The 22,634-nt window shown below is 72.5% G+C and carries 21 protein-coding genes; 5 read left to right on the top strand and 16 right to left on the bottom strand.

Going from position 1 to position 22,634, the window contains the following annotated elements; genetic code table 11:
* Nucleotides 1–13: 13 nt before the first annotated feature.
* Nucleotides 14–982, bottom strand: coding sequence for a stage II sporulation protein M (locus ACQVFL_RS04900; protein WP_431728773.1), 969 nt, complete (start codon nucleotides 980–982; stop codon nucleotides 14–16).
* 41 nt (nucleotides 983–1,023) lie between these two features.
* Here ACQVFL_RS04900 and ACQVFL_RS04895 point away from each other — a divergent pair, with 41 nt between their 5' ends.
* Together ACQVFL_RS04895 and ACQVFL_RS04890 are read left to right on the top strand one after the other, a co-directional pair.
* Nucleotides 1,024–2,100 carry an RDD family protein gene (locus ACQVFL_RS04895; RefSeq protein ID WP_431728772.1) on the top strand — a complete coding sequence of 359 codons (1,077 nt, stop codon included), beginning with the start codon at nucleotides 1,024–1,026 and terminating at the stop codon, nucleotides 2,098–2,100.
* The gene (locus tag ACQVFL_RS04890) at nucleotides 2,100–2,258 is read left to right on the top strand and encodes a hypothetical protein (protein ID WP_396695964.1); all 159 of its coding nucleotides are present in this window, start codon (nucleotides 2,100–2,102) and stop codon (nucleotides 2,256–2,258) included. Before ACQVFL_RS04895 ends, ACQVFL_RS04890 begins: the two co-directional genes overlap by 1 nt.
* A gap of 78 nt (nucleotides 2,259–2,336) precedes the next feature.
* Here ACQVFL_RS04890 and ahcY read toward each other — a convergent pair whose 3' ends face one another.
* The 7 genes from ahcY to ACQVFL_RS04855 form a co-directional block, all read right to left on the bottom strand.
* Nucleotides 2,337–3,836, bottom strand: a complete 1,500-nt coding sequence (gene ahcY, locus ACQVFL_RS04885) for an adenosylhomocysteinase (RefSeq protein WP_396695962.1) — start codon at nucleotides 3,834–3,836, stop codon at nucleotides 2,337–2,339.
* A gap of 293 nt (nucleotides 3,837–4,129) precedes the next feature.
* Nucleotides 4,130–5,293 (bottom strand): mannose-6-phosphate isomerase, class I, encoded by a 1,164-nt coding sequence (manA, locus tag ACQVFL_RS04880; protein WP_396695960.1) that lies wholly within the window; start codon nucleotides 5,291–5,293, stop codon nucleotides 4,130–4,132.
* A 3-nt stretch (nucleotides 5,294–5,296) separates the two neighbouring features.
* On the bottom strand, nucleotides 5,297–6,250 hold the full coding sequence (locus tag ACQVFL_RS04875; RefSeq protein ID WP_396695958.1) for a cation diffusion facilitator family transporter: 954 nt from the start codon (nucleotides 6,248–6,250) through the stop codon (nucleotides 5,297–5,299).
* Between the two features lie 79 nt (nucleotides 6,251–6,329).
* On the bottom strand, nucleotides 6,330–7,526 hold the full coding sequence (locus ACQVFL_RS04870; protein WP_396695956.1) for an SIS domain-containing protein: 1,197 nt from the start codon (nucleotides 7,524–7,526) through the stop codon (nucleotides 6,330–6,332).
* Nucleotides 7,523–7,705, bottom strand: coding sequence for a Trm112 family protein (locus ACQVFL_RS04865; RefSeq protein ID WP_396695954.1), 183 nt, complete (start codon nucleotides 7,703–7,705; stop codon nucleotides 7,523–7,525). Before ACQVFL_RS04865 ends, ACQVFL_RS04870 begins: the two co-directional genes overlap by 4 nt.
* Nucleotides 7,706–7,767: 62 nt before the next feature.
* Complete coding sequence (locus ACQVFL_RS04860; RefSeq protein WP_396695952.1) at nucleotides 7,768–9,147, bottom strand: phosphomannomutase/phosphoglucomutase; 1,380 nt, start codon at nucleotides 9,145–9,147, stop codon at nucleotides 7,768–7,770.
* A gap of 70 nt (nucleotides 9,148–9,217) precedes the next feature.
* A complete protein-coding gene (locus ACQVFL_RS04855) occupies nucleotides 9,218–10,048 on the bottom strand; it encodes a hypothetical protein (RefSeq protein WP_431728771.1) in 831 nt (276 codons plus the stop codon).
* A 222-nt stretch (nucleotides 10,049–10,270) separates the two neighbouring features.
* Here ACQVFL_RS04855 and ACQVFL_RS04850 point away from each other — a divergent pair, with 222 nt between their 5' ends.
* Nucleotides 10,271–11,500 carry an SUKH-3 domain-containing protein gene (locus ACQVFL_RS04850; protein ID WP_396695949.1) on the top strand — a complete coding sequence of 410 codons (1,230 nt, stop codon included), beginning with the start codon at nucleotides 10,271–10,273 and terminating at the stop codon, nucleotides 11,498–11,500.
* Nucleotides 11,501–11,507: 7 nt separating this feature from the next.
* On the opposite strand, the gene ACQVFL_RS04845 is transcribed toward ACQVFL_RS04850, so the two are convergent.
* A complete protein-coding gene (locus ACQVFL_RS04845; RefSeq protein ID WP_396695948.1) occupies nucleotides 11,508–12,947 on the bottom strand; it encodes an aldehyde dehydrogenase family protein in 1,440 nt (479 codons plus the stop codon).
* Between the two features lie 141 nt (nucleotides 12,948–13,088).
* Between ACQVFL_RS04845 and ACQVFL_RS04840 the strand changes: the two genes are divergently transcribed.
* Both ACQVFL_RS04840 and gabT read left to right on the top strand, forming a co-directional pair.
* Nucleotides 13,089–14,525: a gamma-aminobutyraldehyde dehydrogenase gene (locus ACQVFL_RS04840; RefSeq protein ID WP_431728770.1), complete on the top strand. Its 1,437-nt coding sequence runs from the start codon at nucleotides 13,089–13,091 to the stop codon at nucleotides 14,523–14,525.
* Between the two features lie 34 nt (nucleotides 14,526–14,559).
* Nucleotides 14,560–15,831: a 4-aminobutyrate--2-oxoglutarate transaminase gene (gene gabT / locus ACQVFL_RS04835; protein WP_396696256.1), complete on the top strand. Its 1,272-nt coding sequence runs from the start codon at nucleotides 14,560–14,562 to the stop codon at nucleotides 15,829–15,831.
* Between the two features lie 58 nt (nucleotides 15,832–15,889).
* Here gabT and ACQVFL_RS04830 read toward each other — a convergent pair whose 3' ends face one another.
* From ACQVFL_RS04830 to ACQVFL_RS04800, 7 genes are all read right to left on the bottom strand, one after another.
* On the bottom strand, nucleotides 15,890–16,240 hold the full coding sequence (locus ACQVFL_RS04830; protein WP_431728769.1) for a hypothetical protein: 351 nt from the start codon (nucleotides 16,238–16,240) through the stop codon (nucleotides 15,890–15,892).
* Nucleotides 16,241–16,360: 120 nt separating this feature from the next.
* Entirely contained in the window at nucleotides 16,361–16,996 is a 636-nt protein-coding gene (locus ACQVFL_RS04825) for a M15 family metallopeptidase (protein WP_396695942.1), read from the bottom strand.
* Nucleotides 16,993–18,120 carry a D-alanine--D-alanine ligase family protein gene (locus ACQVFL_RS04820; RefSeq protein ID WP_396695939.1) on the bottom strand — a complete coding sequence of 376 codons (1,128 nt, stop codon included), beginning with the start codon at nucleotides 18,118–18,120 and terminating at the stop codon, nucleotides 16,993–16,995. The genes ACQVFL_RS04825 and ACQVFL_RS04820 overlap by 4 nt, the downstream gene beginning before the upstream one ends.
* A gap of 265 nt (nucleotides 18,121–18,385) precedes the next feature.
* Nucleotides 18,386–19,453: a threonine/serine dehydratase gene (locus ACQVFL_RS04815; RefSeq protein WP_396695937.1), complete on the bottom strand. Its 1,068-nt coding sequence runs from the start codon at nucleotides 19,451–19,453 to the stop codon at nucleotides 18,386–18,388.
* Nucleotides 19,405–20,544: an acyltransferase family protein gene (locus ACQVFL_RS04810; protein WP_396695935.1), complete on the bottom strand. Its 1,140-nt coding sequence runs from the start codon at nucleotides 20,542–20,544 to the stop codon at nucleotides 19,405–19,407. The genes ACQVFL_RS04815 and ACQVFL_RS04810 overlap by 49 nt, the downstream gene beginning before the upstream one ends.
* Before the next feature lie 165 nt (nucleotides 20,545–20,709).
* A complete protein-coding gene (locus ACQVFL_RS04805) occupies nucleotides 20,710–21,768 on the bottom strand; it encodes a sensor histidine kinase (RefSeq protein ID WP_396695933.1) in 1,059 nt (352 codons plus the stop codon).
* The gene (locus ACQVFL_RS04800; RefSeq protein ID WP_396695931.1) at nucleotides 21,765–22,430 is read right to left on the bottom strand and encodes a response regulator transcription factor; all 666 of its coding nucleotides are present in this window, start codon (nucleotides 22,428–22,430) and stop codon (nucleotides 21,765–21,767) included. The genes ACQVFL_RS04805 and ACQVFL_RS04800 overlap by 4 nt, the downstream gene beginning before the upstream one ends.
* Nucleotides 22,431–22,634: the final 204 nt, after the last annotated feature.

Genomic DNA, 22,634 nt, shown 5'->3' with positions numbered 1-22,634 from the left:
TGCCGCCCGACGGTCAGTTCGGCACGGCCGGGGCATCGCCGCCCTCGCCACGGACCCGATAGCCGAGCACGAAGACGTACGTCAGGAAGGCGAGCCAGGCCGCGGCGCCGACGGTGATGCGCAGGGCCGTCGGCACCGGGGCGGGGGTGACGAAGGCTTCGATCACCGCCGAGATCGCGAAGACCACCACCAGGCCGAGGGCGACCACCACGCCGTCGCGACCGGACCGGGCCACCGCCTGTCCCCGGGTGAGCTGCTCGGGCGGCGCGATCCACGCCCACCCGAGGCGCAGCCCGACTCCGGCGGCCACGAACACCCCGGTCAGTTCCAGCAGCCCGTGCGGGGTGATCAGGCCGAAGAACACGTCCCCCCGGCCGTACCCGACCATCACGCCACCGACCACGCCGATGTTCACCACGTTCTGCCACAGCAGGTACACCACCGGGACGATCAGCACGCCCGCCGCCAGGCACTTCGCGGCCAGCCAGGCGTTGTGCGTCCACAGGTGGAAGGCGAACGTCGGTGCGGAGAACTCGGTGTAGTAGCCGGCGAAGCCGGACTCCACCAGGTGGGCGGCCTCCGCCTCGCCGACGAACGCCGCCGCCGTCTCCGGGTTGTCCGCCACGAACCCGATCAGGGTGAAGGTGAGCAGCGTGAAGGCGGTCGCCACCGCGCACCACCAGGGGGCCGCGCGCCAGACCGCCCCGGGGAAGTCGACCAGCACGAACCGTCCGACGACCGCCCACGAGGGACGCGGTCGACCGGTGAGACGCGCCCGGGCCCGGAGCACCACCTGGGAGAGCTGGCCGACCAGGGCCGGGTCGGGCGAGCGACTGCGCAGCATGGAGAGCTGGGTGGTGGCGCGCTGGTAGAGCGCGACCAACTCGTCGACCTCGTCCACGGTCAACCGTCGGCGGCCGGAGAGCTGGTCCAGCCGGCGCCACTCCCCGCCGTGCTCGGCGACGTACGCGTCGAGATCCACCGTCCACCCCCGTCCGCGCGATCATAGTGTTCACTGTGCGGGTGAGCACAGCAGCATCGCGACCGTGGAACGCCCCGGCCTGGGGCGATGCCGAGCTGGTCAGCGGTGAGGCGGTGAAGCTGGACGTACGCGCCGCCCGGATCGGCTCCCGGGTGCTCGCGCTGCTGCTCGACGTGCTGATCCAACTCCTGTTCGGTCTGCTGCTGGCCGCGCTGGTCGGGTTGGGACTGGCCGCGCTGCCGGACGGCGCGATCGACGCCGCCACCGAGCGGGCACTGCTCACCATCGGGGTGGTGCTGCTGCTGGTGGGCTACCCGGTGCTGTGCGAGCGACTCAACCACGGCCGCACCCCCGGCAAGGCGGCGGTGGGCCTGCGGGTGGTCAGTGTCGACGGTGCCCCGGTCGGGCTGCGCCAGTCGCTGGCCCGGGCGCTGGTCGGGGTGGCCGTCGAGTGGCCCGGTCTGGTGCTGCCGCTGTTGTCCTGGGTGGCCGGGGTGACGGTGATGCTCACCGACTCCCGGGGGCGGCGTCTCGGTGACCTGGTGGCGGGCACCCTGGTGGTGCACACCCGCACCGCGACGTCCTGGCGTCCGGTCCCGGCCACCGTGCCGGCGTTGCGGAACTGGGCGTACACGCTGGATCTGAGCCGACTCGATCCGAAGCTGGCGCTGGCCACCCGGCAGTACCTGGCCCGGGCACATCTGTTCACCGGTCCGGCCTCCGACGACCTGGCCCGGCGGTTGTGGCGGGAGGTCGGCGCGGCCGTCACCCCGCCCGCACCGGACGGATATCCGGCGGCGGTCTACCTGGCCGCCGTGCTCGGTGAACGGCATCGGCGGGCCCGACACCGGCTCGCCGAGGAGCGCGTGCTCACCGCCGCGCTCTGGCCCCGGCTCGGTCTGCTGCCCGAGACCGACCGGACGTACGGCCCGGCGAGCGCGCCACTCGGCGTACCGTGGCCACGGCCCGCCGCTCCCGGGCAGCCGGGCACCGTGGCGCCGGAACCGCCCCGCGCACCGGTGCCGGCCCAGGGCCGACCGGCGGTACGACCGTCCCCGGTCGCCGAGTCCGACCAGGCTCCGGTGCCCGAGGTCGATCGCACACCGGGGAGGCCGTGATGAGAGGTCTGTTGCCGTGGTTGGCCGTGCTCGGGCTGGTGCTGCTGCTCAGTGCGCTGCGGCTGCGCACCCTGGCGGCGGTGGTCTCGCTCACCTGGCTGGTCTGGTGCGTCTGGACCTGGGTCCGGCCCGCCCGCCGCCAGGACCGGCCCCGCTGAACCGTCCGCCCCGCCGACAGCGGAGACGCACGAACGGGCCGGGCCGACCTGAGGTCGACCCGGCCCGGTACGCGTCGATCAGTAGCGGTAGTGCTCCGGCTTGAACGGCCCCTCCTGGCTGACGCCGAGGTACTCGGCCTGCACCTTGGTGAGCGTGGTCAGCTTGGCGCCGAGCGCGCCCAGGTGCAGCCGGGCGACCTTCTCGTCCAGGTGCTTGGGCAGCACGTACACGCCGATCGGGTACTCGTCGGTCTTGGTGAACAGCTCGATCTGGGCGATCGTCTGGTTGGCGAACGAGTTCGACATCACGAAGCTCGGGTGGCCGGTGGCGTTGCCCAGGTTCAGCAGACGGCCCTCGGAGAGCACGATGATCGAGTGGCCGTCGTCGAACGTCCAGAGGTCGACCTGCGGCTTGATGTTCTCCCGGGTGACGTCCGAGCGCTTGGCCAGACCGGCCATGTCGATCTCGTTGTCGAAGTGGCCGATGTTGCCGACGATGGCCTGGTGCTTCATCCGGGCCATGTGCTCGTTGGTGATGACGTCGAAGCAGCCGGTGGCGGTGATGAAGAGGTCCGCCTGCTCGACCACGTCCTCCAGGGTGGCGACCTGGTAGCCGTCCATCGCCGCCTGGAGCGCGCAGATCGGGTCGACCTCGGTCACCACGACCCGGGCGCCCTGGCCGCGCAGCGACTCGGCGCAGCCCTTGCCGACGTCGCCGTAGCCGAGCACGACCGCCATCTTGCCGCCGATCAGCACGTCGGTGGCGCGGTTGATGCCGTCGATGAGCGAGTGGCGGCAGCCGTACTTGTTGTCGAACTTGCTCTTGGTCACCGAGTCGTTGACGTTGATGGCCGGGAAGAGCAGCGTGCCGTTGCGGTGCATCTCGTAGAGCCGGTGCACGCCGGTGGTGGTCTCCTCGGTCACGCCCTTGATGTCGGCCGCGATCCGGGTCCAGCGTCCGCCGTCCTCGGCGATCGTGCGGTGCAGCAGGCCGAGGATGACCGCGTACTCCTCGGAGTCGGCGGACTCGACCGGCGGCACGGTGCCGGCCTTCTCGAACTCCGCACCCTTGTGCACCAGCAGGGTGGCGTCACCGCCGTCGTCGAGGATCATGTTGGGGCCGTGCCCGTCCGGCCAGGCCAGCACCTGCTCGGTGCACCACCAGTACTCCTCCAGCGTCTCGCCCTTCCAGGCGTAGACCGGGACACCGGCAGGGGCCTCGGGGGTGCCGTCCGCGCCGACCACGATCGCGGCGGCGGCGTGGTCCTGGGTGGAGAAGATGTTGCAGGACGCCCAGCGGACCTCCGCGCCGAGCGCGACCAGGGTCTCGATCAGGACGGCGGTCTGGATCGTCATGTGCAGCGAACCGGTGATCCGTGCGCCCGCGAGTGGCTGTGCCTCGGCGAACTCACGACGGATCGCCATCAGGCCGGGCATCTCGTGCTCGGCGAGACGGATCTCCTTGCGCCCGAACTCGGCGAGCGACAGGTCCGCCACCTTGTAGTCACCCTCGGCGAGGGTACGCGGGCGGGCCTCGGACGACGTTCCGTTGCCGGACGCCGGGAGGGTGCTGGTCATGAAAGCTCCTGTCGGACGATGGTGCTGCGCAACCACCCACCTTACGCGCGCCGCCCGATGCGGGACGGCCTGGTTGCGGACAGCACACGGGGCGGCCGGTCGTGGACGTGTGCCGTCCAGTCCCGCCCGCCCCGTGCATCCCCCCGGTTTGGTTCCCCCGCGCGTTCTCGGACTATGTCGCGATAACGCTGCGCACCCATAGAGTCACACTGAGTCAGACGCGAGTCAAGCGATTTCGGGAAAGTCGGACTTGCCGGTTCAGGCGAAGGCGGCAGGATCCTGGTCCGTCGGAATCAGAGGGAGCCGGTCGAGGCGACGTAGATCTCGCCGGCACCGCGCACCGTCAACGCACCACCGTCGGCCGGTCCCACCGCAGCCCGCCCGCGCTCCAGCGTCAACGGCGCGACACCGTCGGCGACGGTGACCTCCCCGACGGTGCAGAGCAGCACGCGCGGCCCCGGCACGGTGAGCGTCACCTCGGGCCGGTCGTCCTGCACGGTCACCCGGTGCAACGCGAAGTCCGGCACCGGTACCGGCCAGGTCACCACCCCGTCGGCGACCGGCCGGGACGACACCACCGGCTGGTCGAGCACCTCGAACCGGAGCACCCGCAGCAGCTCGGCCACGTCGACGTGTTTGGGGGTCAGGCCGCCACGCAGCACGTTGTCGCTGGCCGCCATCACCTCCACACCGGTACCGCGCAGGTAGGCGTGCAGGTTTCCGGCCGGCATCCAGATCGCCTCGCCCTCGGCCAGCCGTACCCGGTTGAGCAGCAGCGCCACCAGCACCCCCGGGTCGGCCGGATACGTCTGCGCCAGCATCGCCACCAGGTCGGCGTCCGGGCCGGTCACCGCCGCCGTCCGGGCCGCCGTGACCAGCCCCTCCCGCTCCGACTCCGGCCAGGTCAGCAGCGCGCGGACCGCATCGGCCAGGCCCGCCGGCCCGGCACCCAACGCGTCCAGCACCGGCCTCAGCTCCGGTACGCCCAACCCGGCCAACACCTTCGCCGAGACCGACGGGTCCCGGAACCCGCACAGCGCCTCCATCGGCCCGAGCGCCACCAGCAACTCCGGCTTGTGGAACGGGTCGACGTAGTTGCGCACGCCGTCGGCCCGGGCGTACTCGGCGGCGTAACCGGCCCGCGCCTGCTCCGCGTCCGGGTGCGCCTGAAGACTGAGCGGAGCCTCGGCCGCCAGCACCTTGAGCAGGAACGGCAGCCGTACCCCGAAGCGCTCGATCGCCGGCTCGCCCAGCCACCGGGCCGGGTCGGTGGTGAGCACGTCGGTCAGCGTGGCCGGACCGTCCGCACGCGACACGGTGGCCGGCGCACCCGGATGCGCGCCCAGCCACAGCTCGGCCTCCGGACCGTCGCTGGGCACCGGCCGCCCCTGGAGCGCGGCGATCGCCGAGCGGGAGCCCCAGGCGTAGTCCTTGATCGGTCCGTTCAGCAGTTCCACCGGTCAGCTCTCCCGTCGACCGGACGCCTCCGCCGGCCCCGCATCCGCGTGATACACGTCCGGCTCCAGATAGATCACCCGGGCCACCGGCACCGCCGCCCGGATCCGCGCCTCCACGGCGTCGATGTTCCGGGCCACCTCCTCGGCGGTCTCGCAGCGCGACACCGCGATCTTCGCGGCCACCAACAACTCCTCGGGGCCCAGGTAGAGAGTCTTCATGTGGATGATCCGCTCCACCTCCGGGCCGGCGGTGACCGCCTGCTCGATGGCGGCCACGTCGGCCGGTTCCGCACCCTCACCGAGCAGCAGGCTCTTGGTCTCGATCGCCAGCACCACCGCGATGGCCACCAGCAGCACGCCGATCATCGCGGTGCCCGCCGCGTCCCACCGGCCGTCCCCGGTCGCCAGCGTCATGCCCACGCCGAACAGGGCGAAGACCAGACCGACGAGCGCGCCGAAGTCCTCCAGCAGCACCACCGGCAGCTCGGGTGCCTTGGATCGCCGGATGAACCTGGTCCACGACTCGCGCCCCCGGATCAGGTTCGACTCGACGATGGCAGTGCGGAAGGAGAAGGACTCCAGCACGATGGCCACCAGCAGCACGGTCACCGGCACCCACTGCCAACTGGTGATGCCGTGCGGGTCGGACCACTTGTGCCAGGCCTCGTAGAGCGCGAAGAGACCACCGAGGCTGAACAGCACGATCGAGACCAGGAAGGCGTAGACGTAACGCTCCCGGCCGTAGCCGAAGGGGTGCTGCGGGGTGGCCGCCCGGCGGGCCCGCTTGCCGCCGAGCAGCAGCAGCGCCTGGTTACCGGTGTCGGCGACCGAGTGGATCGACTCGGCCAGCATCGACGACGAGCTGGTCAGCAGGTACGCGACGAACTTCGTCACCGCGATGCCGAGATTGGCAAGCAGCGCCGCGACGATCGCCCGTGTGCCACCCTGGCTGCTCACGCCGCGGATCTCCCGCGACGTGAGCAACCGGTGCGAGCGGCCGGACCACCGGGCCGGCCGGCTCGCACGCTGCGCCCGCTCACTGGTTGGACAGCTCCTTCATCTCCGTGATCGCCGGCACCGCCATCGGGTCCAGGCCGTGCGCCAGCGCGAGGTAGATCGACGCGAAGTCGGGCACCGCCACCAGGGAGGCCAGCCGTTCCAGCGCCGAGCCGCCCTCGGCGGTGACCACGTCGCACCGTACGCCACGTCGCTCGGCGAGGGTCTGCACCGCCTCCGCGCGTCGCTCCTCGACCGCGAGCGGCTCGTCGGTGTCGTCCTCGGCGTTCAGGCCACCGTCACGCAGCAGGACCAGCCGCAGGCGGGTGTCGCCGCCCTCGGCGTCGTCCGGGTCGGCGAAGATGTCCCGATCCCCCTCGGCGAGGCCGCCGAACACGCCGTCGAGCAGACCGACGCGTCCCCGGCCCGCCTCACCGAGCGCCCCGGTGACCACCGGGTACCGGGCGTTCGCGGAGAGCGTGTCACCGAAGCGACGGGCGGCGACCGACGCCAGCGGCGACGAACCCCAGACGATCGGGATCGAGCCGGCCAGGCCGAGCGCCAGCGACTTCGCCGGGTTGACGAAGGACTCGGCGGTCGGACGGCACCGGTCGGCGTCGGCGTCCAGCCGCGCCGCCGTCTCGGCCAGGTCGGCCTCGTTCACCTTGACCAGGCCGAGGGCCCGCGCGGCCATCAGGACCGGCACGGTGAGCCCCCACAGGCTGGCCCGGGCCGGGGCCCGCCGGGGCACCGGGATGAACGGGGCCCGGGCCCGCTCGGCCACCGAGTGCAGCGGCGAGTCCGGCGGGGCCACCGCGACCAGCCGGGCCCCGCGCCGGTGGGCGGCCTCGGCCGCGCCGAGCGCCTCGGGGCTGCGACCGGAGGCGCTCACCGCGATCACCACGTCGGCCGCGCCGACCCAGCCGGGCACGCCCGCGCTGCGGTGCGCGATGACCGGCACCGGGCAGCGTGGTCCGGCGACGGTGGCCAGCACGTCACCGGTACGACCGGCCGTGCCGATGCCGGCGATGACGACCGCCCGGGGACGCCCGTCGTCGCCGAGCACACCGAGGTTGGCCTCGGCGGCCAGGGCCGCCGACTCACGGACCTGCGCGCCGGCCGAGGCGGTGTGCCGCAGCATCCCGCCCGGGTCCCGTTCGGCCAGCGCCTGCGGGTCGTCGAGGAGTCGGTCGTCGGCGTGGCGGTGGCCGCTGACCCCGGCCGTCCCGTCGATCACGACTGCCCCGCGGGGCCGCGCGCCTCGTCCAGCAGCAGCACCGGCACGTCGTCGCGGACCTCGAAGATCCGGCCGCACTCCGTGCAGGTCAGCGTCTGGGCCTGCGCGTCGTAGTCCAGCGGGGCATGGTGTGTGTCCGGGCAGGCGAGGATTTCCAGCAACTGCGGGTCGAGGGCCACTGCGCGGCTCCTTCCACGTGTGCGGCTTCACCGATCGACGGTGCCGACCGGCGCGAGCGATCCTATCGGCGAACCACGGCCAGCACGTCGTCGCGCAGGGCGGTCATCCGCTCGGCGGTCGGTGCCTCCACGTTGAGCCGCAGCAACGGCTCGGTGTTGGAGGCACGCAGGTTGAGCCACGCCCCGTCCGGGAAGCGCAGGGTGAGCCCGTCCAACTCGTCCACCTCGGCGTCGGGGTACGCGGCCCGCACCTCGGCCACCTTCGCCGCCTGGTCCCGTACGGTGGAGTTGATCTCCCCCGAGGCGACGTACCGCTCGTACTCGGCGGCCAGCGTGGACAACGGCAGCGGCTGCTCGCCGAGCGCCGCCAGGGTGTGCATGGCGGCCAGCATCCCGGTGTCGGCGAACCAGAAGTCCCGGAAGTAGTAGTGCGCCGAGTGCTCGCCGCCGAAGACGGCGTTGGTCCGGGCCATCTCGGCCTTGATGAACGAGTGCCCGACCCGGGCCACCACCGGTTCACCGCCGTGCTCCCGGATGATCTCCGGCACGGCGCGCGAGGTGATCAGGTTGTGGATCACCGTGGAGCCGGGGTGGCGGGCCAGTTCCCGGGCCGCGACCAGCGCGGTGATCGCCGAGGGCGAGACCGGCTCGCCGCGCTCGTCGACCACGAAGCAGCGGTCCGCGTCGCCGTCGAACGCCAGCCCGAGGTCGGCGCCGTGCGCCACCACGGCGCGTTGCAGGTCGACCAGGTTGGCCGGGTCGAGCGGGTTGGCCTCGTGGTTGGGGAAGGTGCCGTCCAGCTCGAAGTAGAGCGGCACGATCCGCAGCGGCAGCGCCGACAACGCGGCGTCGCCCAGCACGCTCGGCACGGTGTGCCCGCCCATGCCGTTGCCCGCGTCGACCACCACGGTCAGCGGCCGGATGTCGGCCAGGTCCACCAGCGTGCGCAGGTGTGCGGCGTACGCGGCGAGCAGGTCCCGACGCTCGGTCGGCGCGGTCGGCTCGCCGAGCGGCTCGTCCTTGTCGAGCAGGGCCTGCGCCCGGTCCCGGACCTCGGCCAGCCCACTGTCCTGCCCCACCGGGCGGGCACCGGCGTGGCACATCTTGATGCCGTTGTACTGCGCCGGGTTGTGACTCGCGGTGAACATCGCGCCGGGCAACCCGAGCGCGCCGGAGGCGTAGTAGACCATGTCCGTCGAGGCGAGCCCGATCTCGATGACCGGGCGGCCCTCGGCGCGTACGCCGGTGGCGAACGCCTCGGCCAGCCCGGGCCCGGAGGCACGCATGTCGTGGCCGATCAGGACGGCCTCGCCGGGTGCGCCGGCACCGTCGAGCATCTGCGCGAACGCGGTGCCCAGGGCACCGGCCACCCGCTCGTCCCATTGGTCCGGCACCGTCCCACGGACGTCGTAGGCCTTCACGATCTGGGACAGATCAGACACCGGTTCCACTCCTCGGCCGCAGGTCGGTCAACGCACCTGAGCGTAACGGAGCGCCGGGCCGCGTCCCGGCTCAGCCGGAGAGCCCGCGCCCCGGTTCGTCCCCGTCCTCGTCCGCCGGCCGTCCCGGCACCGCTGCGGACCCGGTCGGACCCGGTGTCGGCGGCGTCGGCGGAGCCGACACCGGCGGGACCGCCGCAGGTGCCGAGACCGGGGGAATCACGGGCGGAGCCGACACCGGCGGGACCATCGGCGGCGCGGAGACCGGCGGGACCATCGGCGGCGCCGACACCGGTGGCACGGCGGACCCGGTGGCGACCGGTGGTGACGTACGGGGCTGGCCATCGGGCTCCGGCCGGGCGCCGTACAGACCACCGGACGGGCGCGGCGACGCCGGGGCACCGTAGACCCGGGGCGCGGCGGGCCGGGCGCTGCCGTACACCTGTCCGGGAGCCGCGGGCGGCACCGGGCCGGACGGCACCGGCGGGACGCCCCAGCCGGACGGCGACGGTGGTGGGGCGACCACACCCGGCGGCATCGGCGGCGCGACGACCGGGCCCGACGGCACGGCACCCGGACCCGGCGGCACCGGCGCGGCACCGTGGCTCGCGCCGGAGCGGTAGGTGGTGCCACCCGGGTTGCGCGGCTGCGGGATCTCGACCCGGTCCCGACGCTGCCGCCGGTCCCTCCGGGACCGGACGATCAGGAACACGATGAGCAGTGCGCCGAGGGCGACCATGCCGATGCCGAAGAACATCACCGGCGATCCGCCGGAGGACTGGTTGACGGCCTGGACGGAGTGCGCCCCGTCTCCGGCGTGAGCCGGCGCGCCACCGAGCGCCACCAGGCCGCCCAGGAACACGCAGAGCGTCGCGAGGCGCGCCGCGTGACGACGTACCGACATGATCACCCACCGTTCTTCCCCCTGACGAGGGACCGCGGTCAGGCTACTACCGGGGCACGACCTCGGCTGGTCGGCGAGCACCCCACAGGTGTGCCGCATCACGCCCACGCCGGTCCGCCGAGGCCCGTCAGGCGCCACCGAGCGCCGCACATCCCGCTCACCCTCAGTGAAAACCGTCGCACGCAGCGCCACGAAAGAGTGCTTCTCCGGTAAGTTCCCGGTGTGATCGACCGCGAACAGGCCGAGCAGATCGCCGCGGTGTGGGCCCGTCGCGACTCGATACGCCTCGGGCACGAGTGTCGACCATCGGTCACCGAGTTCGACCTCGGCTACGTCATCACCTCCACGGTCGCCACACCGACCAGGGCGCTCCCCGGCGACCTGCCGAGCACGGTGGTCGACAGACGCACCGGCGAGGTGAGCACCTGGCCCCGGGTGGCAGCCGAGGTGGTCGAGCGGCTCTATCGACGCAGTCGCCCGAGCGGGCCACCGGTGCCACGCACCGTGGACCCGGCCGGTCAGCTCATACGGGAGATCCACCGACTGCCCACCCCGACGGTCACCGCCCACCTCACCGTCGACGGGCGGATCTTCACCGCCCAGGGCGCAAAGGGCGACCTGCCGTTGCGCCCCCATCCACTGCTCGACGCGTACCTGGACGGGCTGCCGGCCGGGCATCTGGTCCGGGGGGCCGAGCGGCACGCGGAGGCCGTGGTCGTCTCCGACGTGCTCCACGACCACGACCACCGACGCGCCGCCGAGGGCATCGCCCCGATGAGCCTGGGCGACGCCAAGGGCCTGCTGTCGTCCGCCCGCATCGAGATGTTCCGGGTTCGCGAGCCGAGCGACCCGCACGCCGGCCCGGCCGAGCGGCCCTGTGACTCGTGCCTGACCCTGCTGGCGGACTTCGCCGTCCTGCCGGACACCCGGGAGCAGGTCACGCCCACCTCGCCCGATCCGCCGACCGACCCGTCCCAGGGCCGGTTCCCGCCGCAGGTCGCGCACGCTCTCGTCGCCGCCGGTTGGCGTCCACAGCACCGCGACGAGGCGGTGGCGACCGCGACCCTCCGGGACGTCCGCGCGATCCGCGGCCGGGCGTACGCGCACCCGGGCTTCCCCGCCGCCGTCGCCGCCCTCGCCGCGTTCCCGAACCTGGCCAGCCGACTGCGCGGACCGGGGCGACAGGTCCGGATCTCCCCGTTCGACCTGCTGGCACGGCAGGTGGCGCACACCGCCGACTCGCTCGCCGACTTCGGGGCGGTGCTCGGGGCGCGGCTGTTCCCGATCGGCAGCGAGGAACAGCACAGCGTCCTCGCGGTGGACGAGCAGGGCCGGGTCTTCGCGCTGGACCAGGCGGGCGAGTGGTTCCTCGGCCCGGACCTGGACGCCGCCCTGGTGACTCTGCTGTCCGGCCACGCCCCGGCCCGGGTACGCGACGACGGATCGTGGTGAGCGGGGCCTAGAGCCGGAGGCCGGTGAGGACGGTGACCCGGGGGTCGGTGTAGTCGTCCATGGCGCTACGCAGCCCCTCCCGTCCCACCCCGCTCCCCTTCACCCCGCCGTACGGCATCTGGTCGGCCCGGTACGACGGCACGTCACCGACGATCACCCCACCCACCTCCAGCGTCCGCGCCGCCGCGAAGGCGACGTCCAGCCGTCGGGTGAAGACACCGGCCTGGAGCCCGTACGCCGAGTCGTTGATCGCCGCGAAGCCGGCCTCGTCGTCGGTGACCCGGTCCACCACGAGCACCGGCCCGAACACCTCCTCGGCGCGGACCCTCGCCCGAGCGGGCACCCCGCTGAGCACCGTCGGCGGGTACGTCGCCCCGGACCGTCGGCCACCGGTCTCGACAGCGGCCCCGGCCGTCACCGCCTCGTCCACCCACGCCTCCACCCGTCGCGCCGCCTCCTCGGAGACCAGCGGCCCCACGTCGGTGGACTCCTCGGACGGATCACCGGTGCGCAGTTCCCGCACGGCCGCGACCAGGCGGGGCAGGAAGCCGTCGTAGAGCCACTCGTGCACGAAGACCCGCTGCACCGCGATGCAGGACTGCCCGGCCTGGTAGTTGGAGAAGGTGGCGATCCGCTGTGCGGCGAAGGTCAGGTCGGCGTCCTCGGCCCAGTCCGCGCAGATCAGCGCCGCCGCGTTGCCACCCAGTTCCAGCGTGACGTGCTTGTCCGGCGCGGCCCGGCGCACCGCCGCGCCGACCGGTCCGGAGCCGGTGAACGAGACGACCGGTAGTCGGGGATCGGTGACCAGTTCGGCGGCCCGGTCGTTGGGCAGCGGCAGCACCGAGAACATCCCGGTCGGCAGGTCGGTCTCGGCCAGGATCTCGCCGAGCAGCAGGGCGGTGAGCGGGGTGGCCGGGGCCGGTTTGACCACCACCGGTGCGCCGACCGCGACGGCCGGGGCGACCTTGTGTGCCACCAGGTTCAGCGGGAAGTTGAACGGGGTGATGCCCAGCACCGGCCCCTTCGGCACCCGCCGCACCAGGGCGATGCGGCCGGTGGCGGCCGGGTCGGTGTCGAGCCGTTGCAGTTCGCCGGAGAAGCGCCGGGCCTCCTCGGCCGCCCACCGGAAGGTGGAGACCGCGCGGCCCACCTCGGCCCGGGCCCACTTGACCGGCTTGCCGTTCTCGGCGGTGATCAGCCCGGCCACCTCGTCGGCCCGCTCGGCGAGCCGACGCGAGACGTGGTCCAGCGCGGCGGCGCGCGCGTGCGCGGGCAGTTCGGCGGCGGTCGCAGCCACCTCGGCCGCCGCCGACAGTGCGGCCTCGACCTGCTCGGCGGTGGCCAGGGTGGTACGACCCACCGCCCGGCCGTCGTACGGGTGATGCACGGTCAGCTCGCCGGCACCGTGGGTGGGACGGCCGGCCACGAAGAACGGGGTGGGTTCCACGTATCGCAGCGTAACCCCGGCAGTCGCCCACGGAAACGGTCGCGTCAGACCTTGTCTGCCGCGAATTCAGTAGCGAAGATGGCACGAAGATTGCGATAACCGCCGCAGCGCGGCCCCCGGACCCCTCGGAGTGATCCAGTCATGAGTGACCAGCAGAAGCTGCGCAACTTCGTCAACGGCGAGTACGTCGAGCCGGCCGACGGCGGCTACGCCGACCTGATCGATCCGTGTACCGGGGAGGCGTTCGCCCAGGCCCCGGTCTCCGGTGCCGCCGACGTCGACGCCGCCATGAAGGCCGCCGCGACCGCCTTCGAGAGCTGGCGGGAGAGCACTCCGGCCGAGCGGCAGAAGGCGCTGCTGAAACTCGCCGACGCCGTGGAGGCGCGGGCCGCCGACCTGGTCGACGCCGAGGTACGCAACACCGGCAAGCCCCGGCAGCTCACCGCCGACGAGGAGCTGCCGCCGGCCGTGGACGAGTTCCGCTTCTTCGCCGGGGCCGCCCGGCTGCTGGAGGGCCGCTCGGCCGGTGAGTACATGGCCGGGCACACCTCGTACGTGCGGCGTGAGCCGATCGGGGTCTGCGCCCAGGTCACGCCCTGGAACTACCCGCTGATGATGGCGGTCTGGAAGATCGCCCCGGCGCTCGCGGCCGGCAACACGGTGGTGCTCAAGCCGTCGGACACCACGCCGGTGTCGACGCTGCTGCTGGCGGAGATCGCCGCCGAGTACCTGCCGCCGGGCGTGTTCAACGTGGTCTGCGGCGACCGGGACACCGGCCGGGCGCTCGTCGCGCACCCCACTCCGCAACTGGTGTCGATCACCGGCTCCACCCGGGCCGGCATGGAGGTGGCCGCCGCCGCCGCGCCCGACCTCAAGCGCACCCACCTGGAACTGGGCGGCAAGGCGCCGGTGGTGGTCTTCGACGACGCGGACGTCGCGGCGGCGGCCGAGGCCATCGCGACCGGCGGCTACTTCAACGCCGGGCAGGACTGCACCGCCGCCACGCGCGTGCTCACCGGCCCCGGCGTGCACGACGACTTCGTCGCCGCTCTGACCGAGCAGGCCCGCAACACCCGCACCGGCGCGCCGGACGACGAGGACGTGCTCTACGGCCCGCTGAACAACGCCAACCAGCTCGCCCGGGTACGCGGCTTCGTCGACCGTCTGCCGGACCACGCCGCGGTGCAGACCGGCGGTACGCAGGTCGGCGAGCGGGGCTACTTCTACGCGCCCACCGTCGTCTCCGGCCTGCGCCAGCAGGACGAGATCATCCAGGACGAGGTTTTCGGGCCGGTCATCACCGTGCAGCGCTTCTCCGACGAGGACGAGGCGGTGCGTTGGGCCAACGGCGTCGACTACGGCCTGTCCGCCTCGGTCTGGACCCGCGACCACGGGCGGGCGATGCGGATGACCCGGCGGCTCGACTTCGGCTGCGTCTGGGTGAACACGCACATCCCGTTCGTCTCCGAGATGCCACACGGCGGGTTCAAGCACTCCGGGCACGGCAAGGACCTCTCGGTCTACAGCCTGGAGGACTACACCCGGCTCAAGCACGTCATGCACAACATCGAGGGCTGAGCCGGTGAGCGTCGGAAGCGGGCCGGTGCCGCCGGTGCCGTCCTCGCACGTACTGCACGAGCGGCGGGGTGCCGCCGTGGCCCGGGGTGTGGGCAGCGTGATCTCGTCCTACGTGCACAGTGCCTCGGGCGGCACGGTCACCGACGTCGACGGTCGGGAGTGGATCGACTTCGCCGCCGGAATCGCCGTCACCAACGTCGGCAACTCCGCTCCCCGGGTGGTCGAGGCGGTACGCGCCCAGGTCGAACGTTTCACGCACACCTGCTTCATGGTCGCACCGTACGAGTCGTACGTGGCGGTCTGCGAGCAGCTCAACGCACTCACCCCGGGTGCCTTCGAGAAGCGGTCGGCGCTGTTCAACTCCGGTGCCGAGGCGGTGGAGAACGCGGTGAAGATCGCCCGACACGCCACCGGACGGCCGGCGGTGATCGTGTTCGACCACGCGTACCACGGCCGGACCAACCTGACCATGGCGTTGACCGCGAAGAACATGCCGTACAAGCACCGGTTCGGGCCGTTCGCCGGTGAGGTCTACCGGGTGCCCATGTCGTACCCGCTGCGCGACGGTGGGCTCGACGGCGCCACCGCCGCCGCCCGGGCCATCGAGATGGTGGAGAAGCAGGTCGGCGCGGAGAACGTGGCCGCGCTGCTGATCGAGCCGATCCAGGGCGAGGGCGGCTTCGTCGTACCCGCCGAGGGTTTCCTGCCCGCGCTGCGCACCTGGGCGACGGCGGCCGGGGTGGTCTTCGTGGCCGACGAGATCCAGACCGGCTTCTGCCGCACCGGCGACTGGTTCGCCTGCCGGCACGAGGAGGTCGAGCCGGACCTGATCACGCTGGCCAAGGGCATCGCCGGTGGGCTGCCGCTGGCCGCGGTGACCGGGCGGGCGGAGCTGATGGACGCGGTGCACGTCGGCGGCCTCGGCGGCACGTACGGCGGCAACCCGATCGCCTGCGCCGCCGCGCTGGCCACCATCGAGACCCTGCACGAGCTGGACCTGGCCACCGCCGCCCGGCGGATCGGCGCGACCATGACGGACCGGCTGCGGAGCATCGCCGCACGCGATCCCCGGATCGCCGAGGTACGCGGCCGGGGCGCGATGCTCGCCGTGGAGCTGGTGCAGCCGGGCACCCTGACCCCGGACCCGGCCGCCGCGTCGGCGATCTCGGCCGCCTGCCACACCGCCGGTCTGCTCACCCTCACCTGCGGCACCTACGGCAACGTGCTGCGTTTCCTGCCCCCGCTGGTGATCTCCGACGCCGACCTCACCCGCGGCCTGGACATCCTCGACGCCGCCTTTGTGTAAGGAAGGGCCCCCTGCTAACGCCTCGCGTATAGCAGGGGACCCTTCCTTACATCTCAGCTCAGCGCAGCACCTCGACCACGTTGTTGCGGACGAGGTTCTTGCCCGGCTCGCGGATCTGCTCCATCGCGGCGGAGTTGAGCAGCACGCAGCTCGCCGACGGGCCGGTCACGGTCACCGTGGTCGCCCGGTCGTTGTCCAGGTTGGTCACCCGCAACCGGGTGCCGACCGGGAACCGGTCGCTGGTGGCGCCGGGCGCGCCGCCCTCCGCCGAGAATGTGATGGAGCCGGGGCAGGCGCTCTGCCCACTTGGGCCGCTGTCGGCGAACCCGAGTCCGGTGCCCACCGCCACGGTCGCCGCGGCGACCACCGCCACCCCCGCCGCCAACACGTGCTTGCGTTGCAGCCTCACCTGTCGCCTCCCGTACTCCCACCTGCGTTCGGGTGTCGGTACGGACTGGGAGCGCTACCCAGTTCACCGGCGTGACGCGTATCGAAAACAAAGTTTCGGATGAACCTCGCGTCGGCCCGGTCAGACCGGCCCGTAACAGGTGTGCGGCGCCCTGGTCAGCAGTGCCCAGTACCGGTCGCCGTACGACCAGTGCCACCACTCGGTCGGGTAGTTGACCATGCCCGCGCCGGTCATCGCGTCGACCAGGACACGACGGTTACGGCGGGCCGCGTCCCCGATCGTCGGCGCGGCCGTGAAGCAGGCGTTCCCGCTCGCCTCCGGGGTGGCGTCGACCGCCGTGCCCATGTCCACCTCCACCCCGTCAGCGGTGCAGAGCGTCAGGTCCACCGCACCACCGGTGCTGTGCGGCGCCACCTCGACCGGCGAGACGAACTTCGTGGTCTCCTCGTACACCCGCTCCGGCGACCAGTCGGGATGCGCCCGCCGCAGCTCGTCGTGGTAGCCGGTGAAGATCTCCAACTGCGCCCGGTACGGCCGGTACCCCTCGATCACCAGCAGGCGCAGCCCGTCGGGCAGTGCGTCCTGCGCGGCGAGCAACCGCTCCACCACCCCCTTGCGCAGTCGCGCGTACGCGCCCTCGGGGTCGGCCGCCCGCCCGTCCAACCGCAGTTCCGGGATCCCCCGCAGGTCGACCAGCGGCTCGCCGTCGTCGGCACCGGGCACCGCCGCGACCCGCGGATCGCAGAGCAGGATCACGGCACGTCCCCCGTGCCACCGGGACGCTCCGCGTGCCGGCTGATCGCCAACGCGACCAGACGGTCCACGATCTCCCGGTAGCCGACGCCGCTCTCCGCCCACACCTTCGGGTACATCGAGTGCGCGGTGAAGCCGGGCATCGTGTTCAGTTCGTTGACGTACAGTTCGCCGGCCTCCTCGTCATAGAGGAAGTCGACCCGGGCCAACCCCCAGCCGCCGATCGCGGCGAACGCGCGCAGCGACAACTCCCGGATCCGCTCGGCCACCTCGTCCGGAAGCGACGCGGGGACCACCATCGGGTCGCTGTCGCCGAAGTACTTCTGCCGGTAGTCGAACCAACCGCCGGTGACCGTGACCTCACCGACCGCCGACGCCTCCGGGCGGCTGCCACCGAGTACGCCGCACTCCAGTTCCCGTGCGGTGACCCCCTGCTCCACGATGACCAGGTTGTCGTGTCGCAGCGCCTCCTCGATCGCCGCCGCCAGGTCGTCGCCCTCACCGACCCGGGAGATCCCGATCGAGGAACCCATCCGGGCCGGCTTGACGAACAGCGGCCGACGCAGCTCGACCACCAGCTTCTCCGGGTCCTCGGTGGCCCGGTAGGTCGGCGCGTCGAAGGAGACGTACGGCGTGACCGGCACCCCTTCGGCGCGCAGCGCCCGCTTCATGGCCACCTTGTCCATGCCGACCGCAGAGGCGAGGATGCCGCAGCCCGCGTACGGCACACCGAGCGATTCGAGCAGCCCCTGCACCACGCCGTCCTCGCCGAACGGGCCGTGCAGCACCGGGAAGACCACGTCCAGCTCGGCCTGCACCGCGCCGGGCGGGTCCGCCGCGGTGACCAGCGCGGTGCCACGCCGCCACCCGGCCCGCAGCTCCACCGCCGGACCGGTCACTGTGAACCGGTCGTCGATGGCCCGCTCTCCACCGGTACCTTCCAGGAACTGGCGTAACACGTCGTCGGGCATCAGCCGGAACCGGCCGCTGCGGGTCACCCCGATGGCGACGACCCGGTACCCGCCGCCGGACAGCGCCCGCGCCACCCCGAGCGCCGAGGCGCAGGAGACGTCATGCTCCGCCGACGGCCCACCGAACAGGATCCCGATCCGAACCTCTGCACTCATGCCGCCACTCCGCTCCGCTGCGTGCCGCCACGAGGCACCACCACACCGCATCGATGATTCGCTCGCTCACGCTCACTCATGCCGCCACTCCGCTCCGCTGCGTGCCGCCACGAGGCACCACCACACCGCATCGATGATTCGCTCGCTCACGCTCACTCATGCCGCCACTCCGCTCCGCTGCGTGCCGCCACGAGGCACCACCACACCGCATCGATGATTCGCTCGCTCACGCTCACTCATGCCGCCACTCCGCTGATTCGCTCGCTCATGCCCGCACTCCTTCTCCTGACAGGACCGGGGTCGCCAGCCGGGCGACCAGGTCCGCTTCCACGTTCCCGCCGGTCAGCACCACGCCGACCGTGCGCTGTCGAGTGCCGCCGTCCGCTGCGGCGGCCGGTGCGGCGGCACCGACGATGACCCGCGTCGCGCCGTCGGCGGCGAGGCACAGCGCCCCGGCCAGCCCGGCCGCGCCCGAGGGCTCGGCCAGCACCTTCAGCTCCATCAGGAGCAGTCGGAACGCCGACGCGATCTCCTCGTCGTCCACCCGGATCACGCCGCGCAGGCGGGTCCGCAGGATGTCGAAGGGCAGCGCGCCGACCAGGGACGGCCGCAGACCGTCGGCGATCGTCGGTGCCGGTTGGACCGGGGTCGGTCGACCGGCGACCAGGCTGTGCGCGAGGGAGTCACAACCGAACGGCTCCACGCCGTACACGTCGATGGGCCGGTCGGACGCGGCCAGGCAGGCACCGGCGACGCCGCCGCCCCCACCCACCGGCAGGACCAGGGTGTCCAGCGGAGTGCCCGCCCGCTCGGCGTCCTCGATCAGTTCGAGGCTGGCGCTGCCCTGTCCGGAGATCACGTCCGGGTGGTCGTACGCGTCGACGATCGGGTGACCGGTCTCGTCGCTGATCCGGCGCGCGACCGCCAGCCGTTCCTCCACGGTAGACCCGGCGAGGACCACCCGGGCGCCGGCCCCACGGGCCCGCGCCACCTTCGACGGCGTGGCGTCGACCGGCAGCACCACCGTGGCGGCCATCTCGTGCCGCTTGGCCGCCAGGGCGACCGCGACGGCGTGGTTGCCGGTGCTCTGCGCGACCACACCGGTGTGACCGGCGGCGGCGAGCCGCCCCACCGCGTACAGCCCGCCGCGCATCTTGTACGAGCCACCGTTCTGCAGGTTCTCCGCCTTGAGCAGCACCCGCGCGCCGACCAGCCGGTCGATCACCGGGGACCGCAGCAGCGGGGTACGCAGCACCTGCCCGTCGAGCCAGCGCGCGGCCGCTGTCACGTCGACCGTTGGCCGATCGGGGTCGGCGGGGTCGGTGTGGGCCATGTCGTCTCCCTTGTCGATTCGATCGGCGTGCGGCGGGCCGGCAGGTCGAACAGCCAGGTCGCACGCGCCGCCAGTAGCGCCCGGTGCAGGCCGAGGCTGAGCGCCAGCACCAGGACGGTGAGCGAGAACGGGTAGCCGAAGGCCAACGCGAGCCGGGCGGAGTCGCCCAGGTCGGCGATGGGTTCGGCGATCAGTCGGTGCAGGAGTGCCAGCACCGGCATGTGGATCACATAGATCGGCAGCGTCTGCCGACCGAGCGCGGCGAGCGGCTCGCGGATCAGCGGCCACCGCGCCAGTTGCACCGCCAGGGCGACGCCCACCAGCACCGCGACGACGGAGACCAGCGGCGTCACCCCGGGCACCTGCCCGGCACCGGTCACCCGGACGGCGGCCAGCACGGCGAGGTAGCCGCCGACCGCCAGCAGCAGACGTCCGGTGGTCACCGCCGCCGACCAGCGCTGCACGTACCGGCGCAGGTGCAGGCCGGCGAGGAAGAACACCAGGTTCTGGTAGAGCCCGCCCCGGTTGCCGGGGGTGTCGAGCAGCCCCACCGCGGCGACCGCGCTGAGCGCACCCGCCGCGGCCAGCAGCAGCGCCGGGTGGACCCGCCGCAACGCCTTGGCGAGTACGAAGTAGAGCGCCAGCGCGTACAGGTACCAGAGGTTCGACGGGGTGACCGTCAACTGTGCCAGCAACTCCCCCGGGTTGGTCGCCCGGTCGGTCGGGAAGCCCGGCGCGAGGGCCAGCAGGGCGGTGTGGATCAGCAGCCAGATCGCGTACAGGTAGAGGAACCTGGCGATGCGCGGACGGCCGACCGCCCGCCACGGGCGTTGCACGGCGGTGGCCGCGAACATCCCGGAGATGGTGAAGAACAGCGGCATCCGCATCGGCAGCAGCAGTTCGCCGAGCGTCCCCCACGCGCCGGCCACCGGCACGTCCAACCGCCAGTCGATCTGGAGGTAGTCCTTCATGATCACGTGCCAGAGCAGGACCAGCAGGATGCAGCCGCCCTTGGCGACGTCCGCCCAGTCCAACCGGCCGCCGGTCGGGCGGGCTCCGGTGGTGGGCGCGACGAGCTCAGGAGTGCGCACAGGGTCTCCTCATCCGACGAAGGGCGGACATTTCGCGCAGGCGAAAGGTGATGCTCCGGACGAAACGACGGTTGCCGGAAGCGAAGCGTTCACTGTGGACCAGAGATTGGTGTCACCAGTGCCGATGCCTTCGCATCGGGCCTCGCGGATCGGCGCCCCGCCGGATCAGGGCGCCCGGGGTAGCTGGACGTCGACCCGAAGGCCGCCGTACTCGGCAGGGCGGGCGGCGATCAGGCCGTCGTGCGCCTGCGTGATCGAGCGGGCGATGGCCAGTCCCAGACCGGCACCACCGCTCTGGTTGGTGCGGTCCCGGGCCAGCCGGCGGAACGGCTCGAAGAGCCCGGCCACCGCCTCGGCCGGCACCACCTGACCGGTGTTGACCACGGTCAGCGCCGGATTGTGGCCGACCGTGACGCTGATCGCCCCGCCCTGGTGGTTGTACTTGATCGCGTTCTCGATCAGGTTGGTCACCAGGCGTTCCAGCAGCACCCGCTCACCCATCACGGTCCGGGGCACCAGGTGGGTGCTGACCGTCACCCCGGCCGTGGTGATCCGGTCCTGGTACGCGGCCAACACCTCCGTGACGATCTCGTCCAGGCGTTGCGGCAGGCGCGACCGTAGCCCCTGGTCACTCTCGCTGAGCGCGAGCAGCCCCTCGATCAGCCGTTCGTTACGCTCGTTGGTCTCCAGCAGTTGGCCGGTCACCAGCTCCAACTGCTCGCCGCTGAGCGAGCGGGACATCCCGACCTCGATCAACGTGCGCTGCACGGCCAACGGCGTACGCAACTCGTGCGAGGCGTTCGCGGCGAACCGCCGCTGTCCCTCGTACCCGGCGGCGATGCGCTCCATCATCTCGTCGATCGAGCGGGCCAGCCGGGCCACCTCGTCGGTGCCGCGCATCCGGATCCGGTAGCCGAGGTTCTGCGGCCCGACGTTGGAGATCGGACCGGCGAGGTCCCGGATCGGCCGCAGACACCAGACCGCGGCGGCCCAGATCGCCGCCACCGCGAGCACGAACACGCCCAGGGCCAGGAGCGGAACCGCGAGACCGGTGAGACCCCGCGCCGGCTCGCACACCAGCCCACTGCCGGACAGTCCGCTGGAGCAGAGCCCCCGGACCCGCCACCACAACTCGCTCGCCATCGACACGGTCAGCCCGGGCAGGGCGTACCCGGCGATCAGGGCGACCACGCCGACCAGCACGATCCTGCGACGCGGGGTCACGACGCCGCACCGATCCGGTAACCGGCCCGGGGAACGGTGTGGATGACCTGGGGCGTTCCGAGCTTCTTGCGCAGGGTCATCACAGTCACCCGCACCGTGTTGGTGAACGGGTCGGCGAACTCGTCCCACGCCTGCTCCAGCAGTTCCTCGGAGCTGACCACCCGCCCGTCCGCGCGCAACAGCACGTGCAGCACGGCGAACTCCTTCGGGCTCAGGCTGACCGCCCGGCCGTCCCGGGTGACCGAGTGCCGGGCCACGTCCAACGCCACCCCGTGCCGCTCCAACACCGGCGGCACCGCCGGGGCGGACCGCCGACCGAGCGCCTGCACCCGGGCGACCAACTCGGCGAAGGCGAACGGCTTGGTGAGATAGTCGTCCGCCCCGAGCCCGAGCCCCTCCACCCGGTCCCGGATACCGGCGGCGGCGGTGAGCATGAGCACCCGGGTACCGGAACCGGACCCGGCGAGGCTGCGGCACACCTCGTCGCCGGTGTGTCCCGGCATGTCCCGGTCCAGCACCGCCACGTCGTAGCGGTTGACCCCGATCCGCTCCAACGCGCCGTCGCCGTCGTAGCAGACGTCCACCGCCATCGAGAGCCGCCTGAGGCCCTCGGCGACCATGTCCGCCAGCAGCCGCTCGTCGTCCGCCACCAACACCCGCACGCTCTTCGCCCCCGTGATCCGTCGTTGCCGGGCATACGTTCGCAGGTGGAAGTTAAGATTTTTGTAAGCGCCCGCCGCAGCAATACTCCACGTCGACGACGTCACCACAAATGCCCGCGTGCGCCGAGGGCCCGCCTGCGCCCCATCAGCTATTACGTCCCGTTCCCACCCCCACCACGTGACACCCAGTGACCCACCTCACCC

It is taken from the genome of Verrucosispora sp. TAA-831 (assembly GCF_050780145.1).
Taxonomy (GTDB): domain Bacteria; phylum Actinomycetota; class Actinomycetes; order Mycobacteriales; family Micromonosporaceae; genus Micromonospora.
Note: the sequence above shows the minus strand (reverse complement) of the source record. Positions and strands in the feature narration are given on the sequence as shown.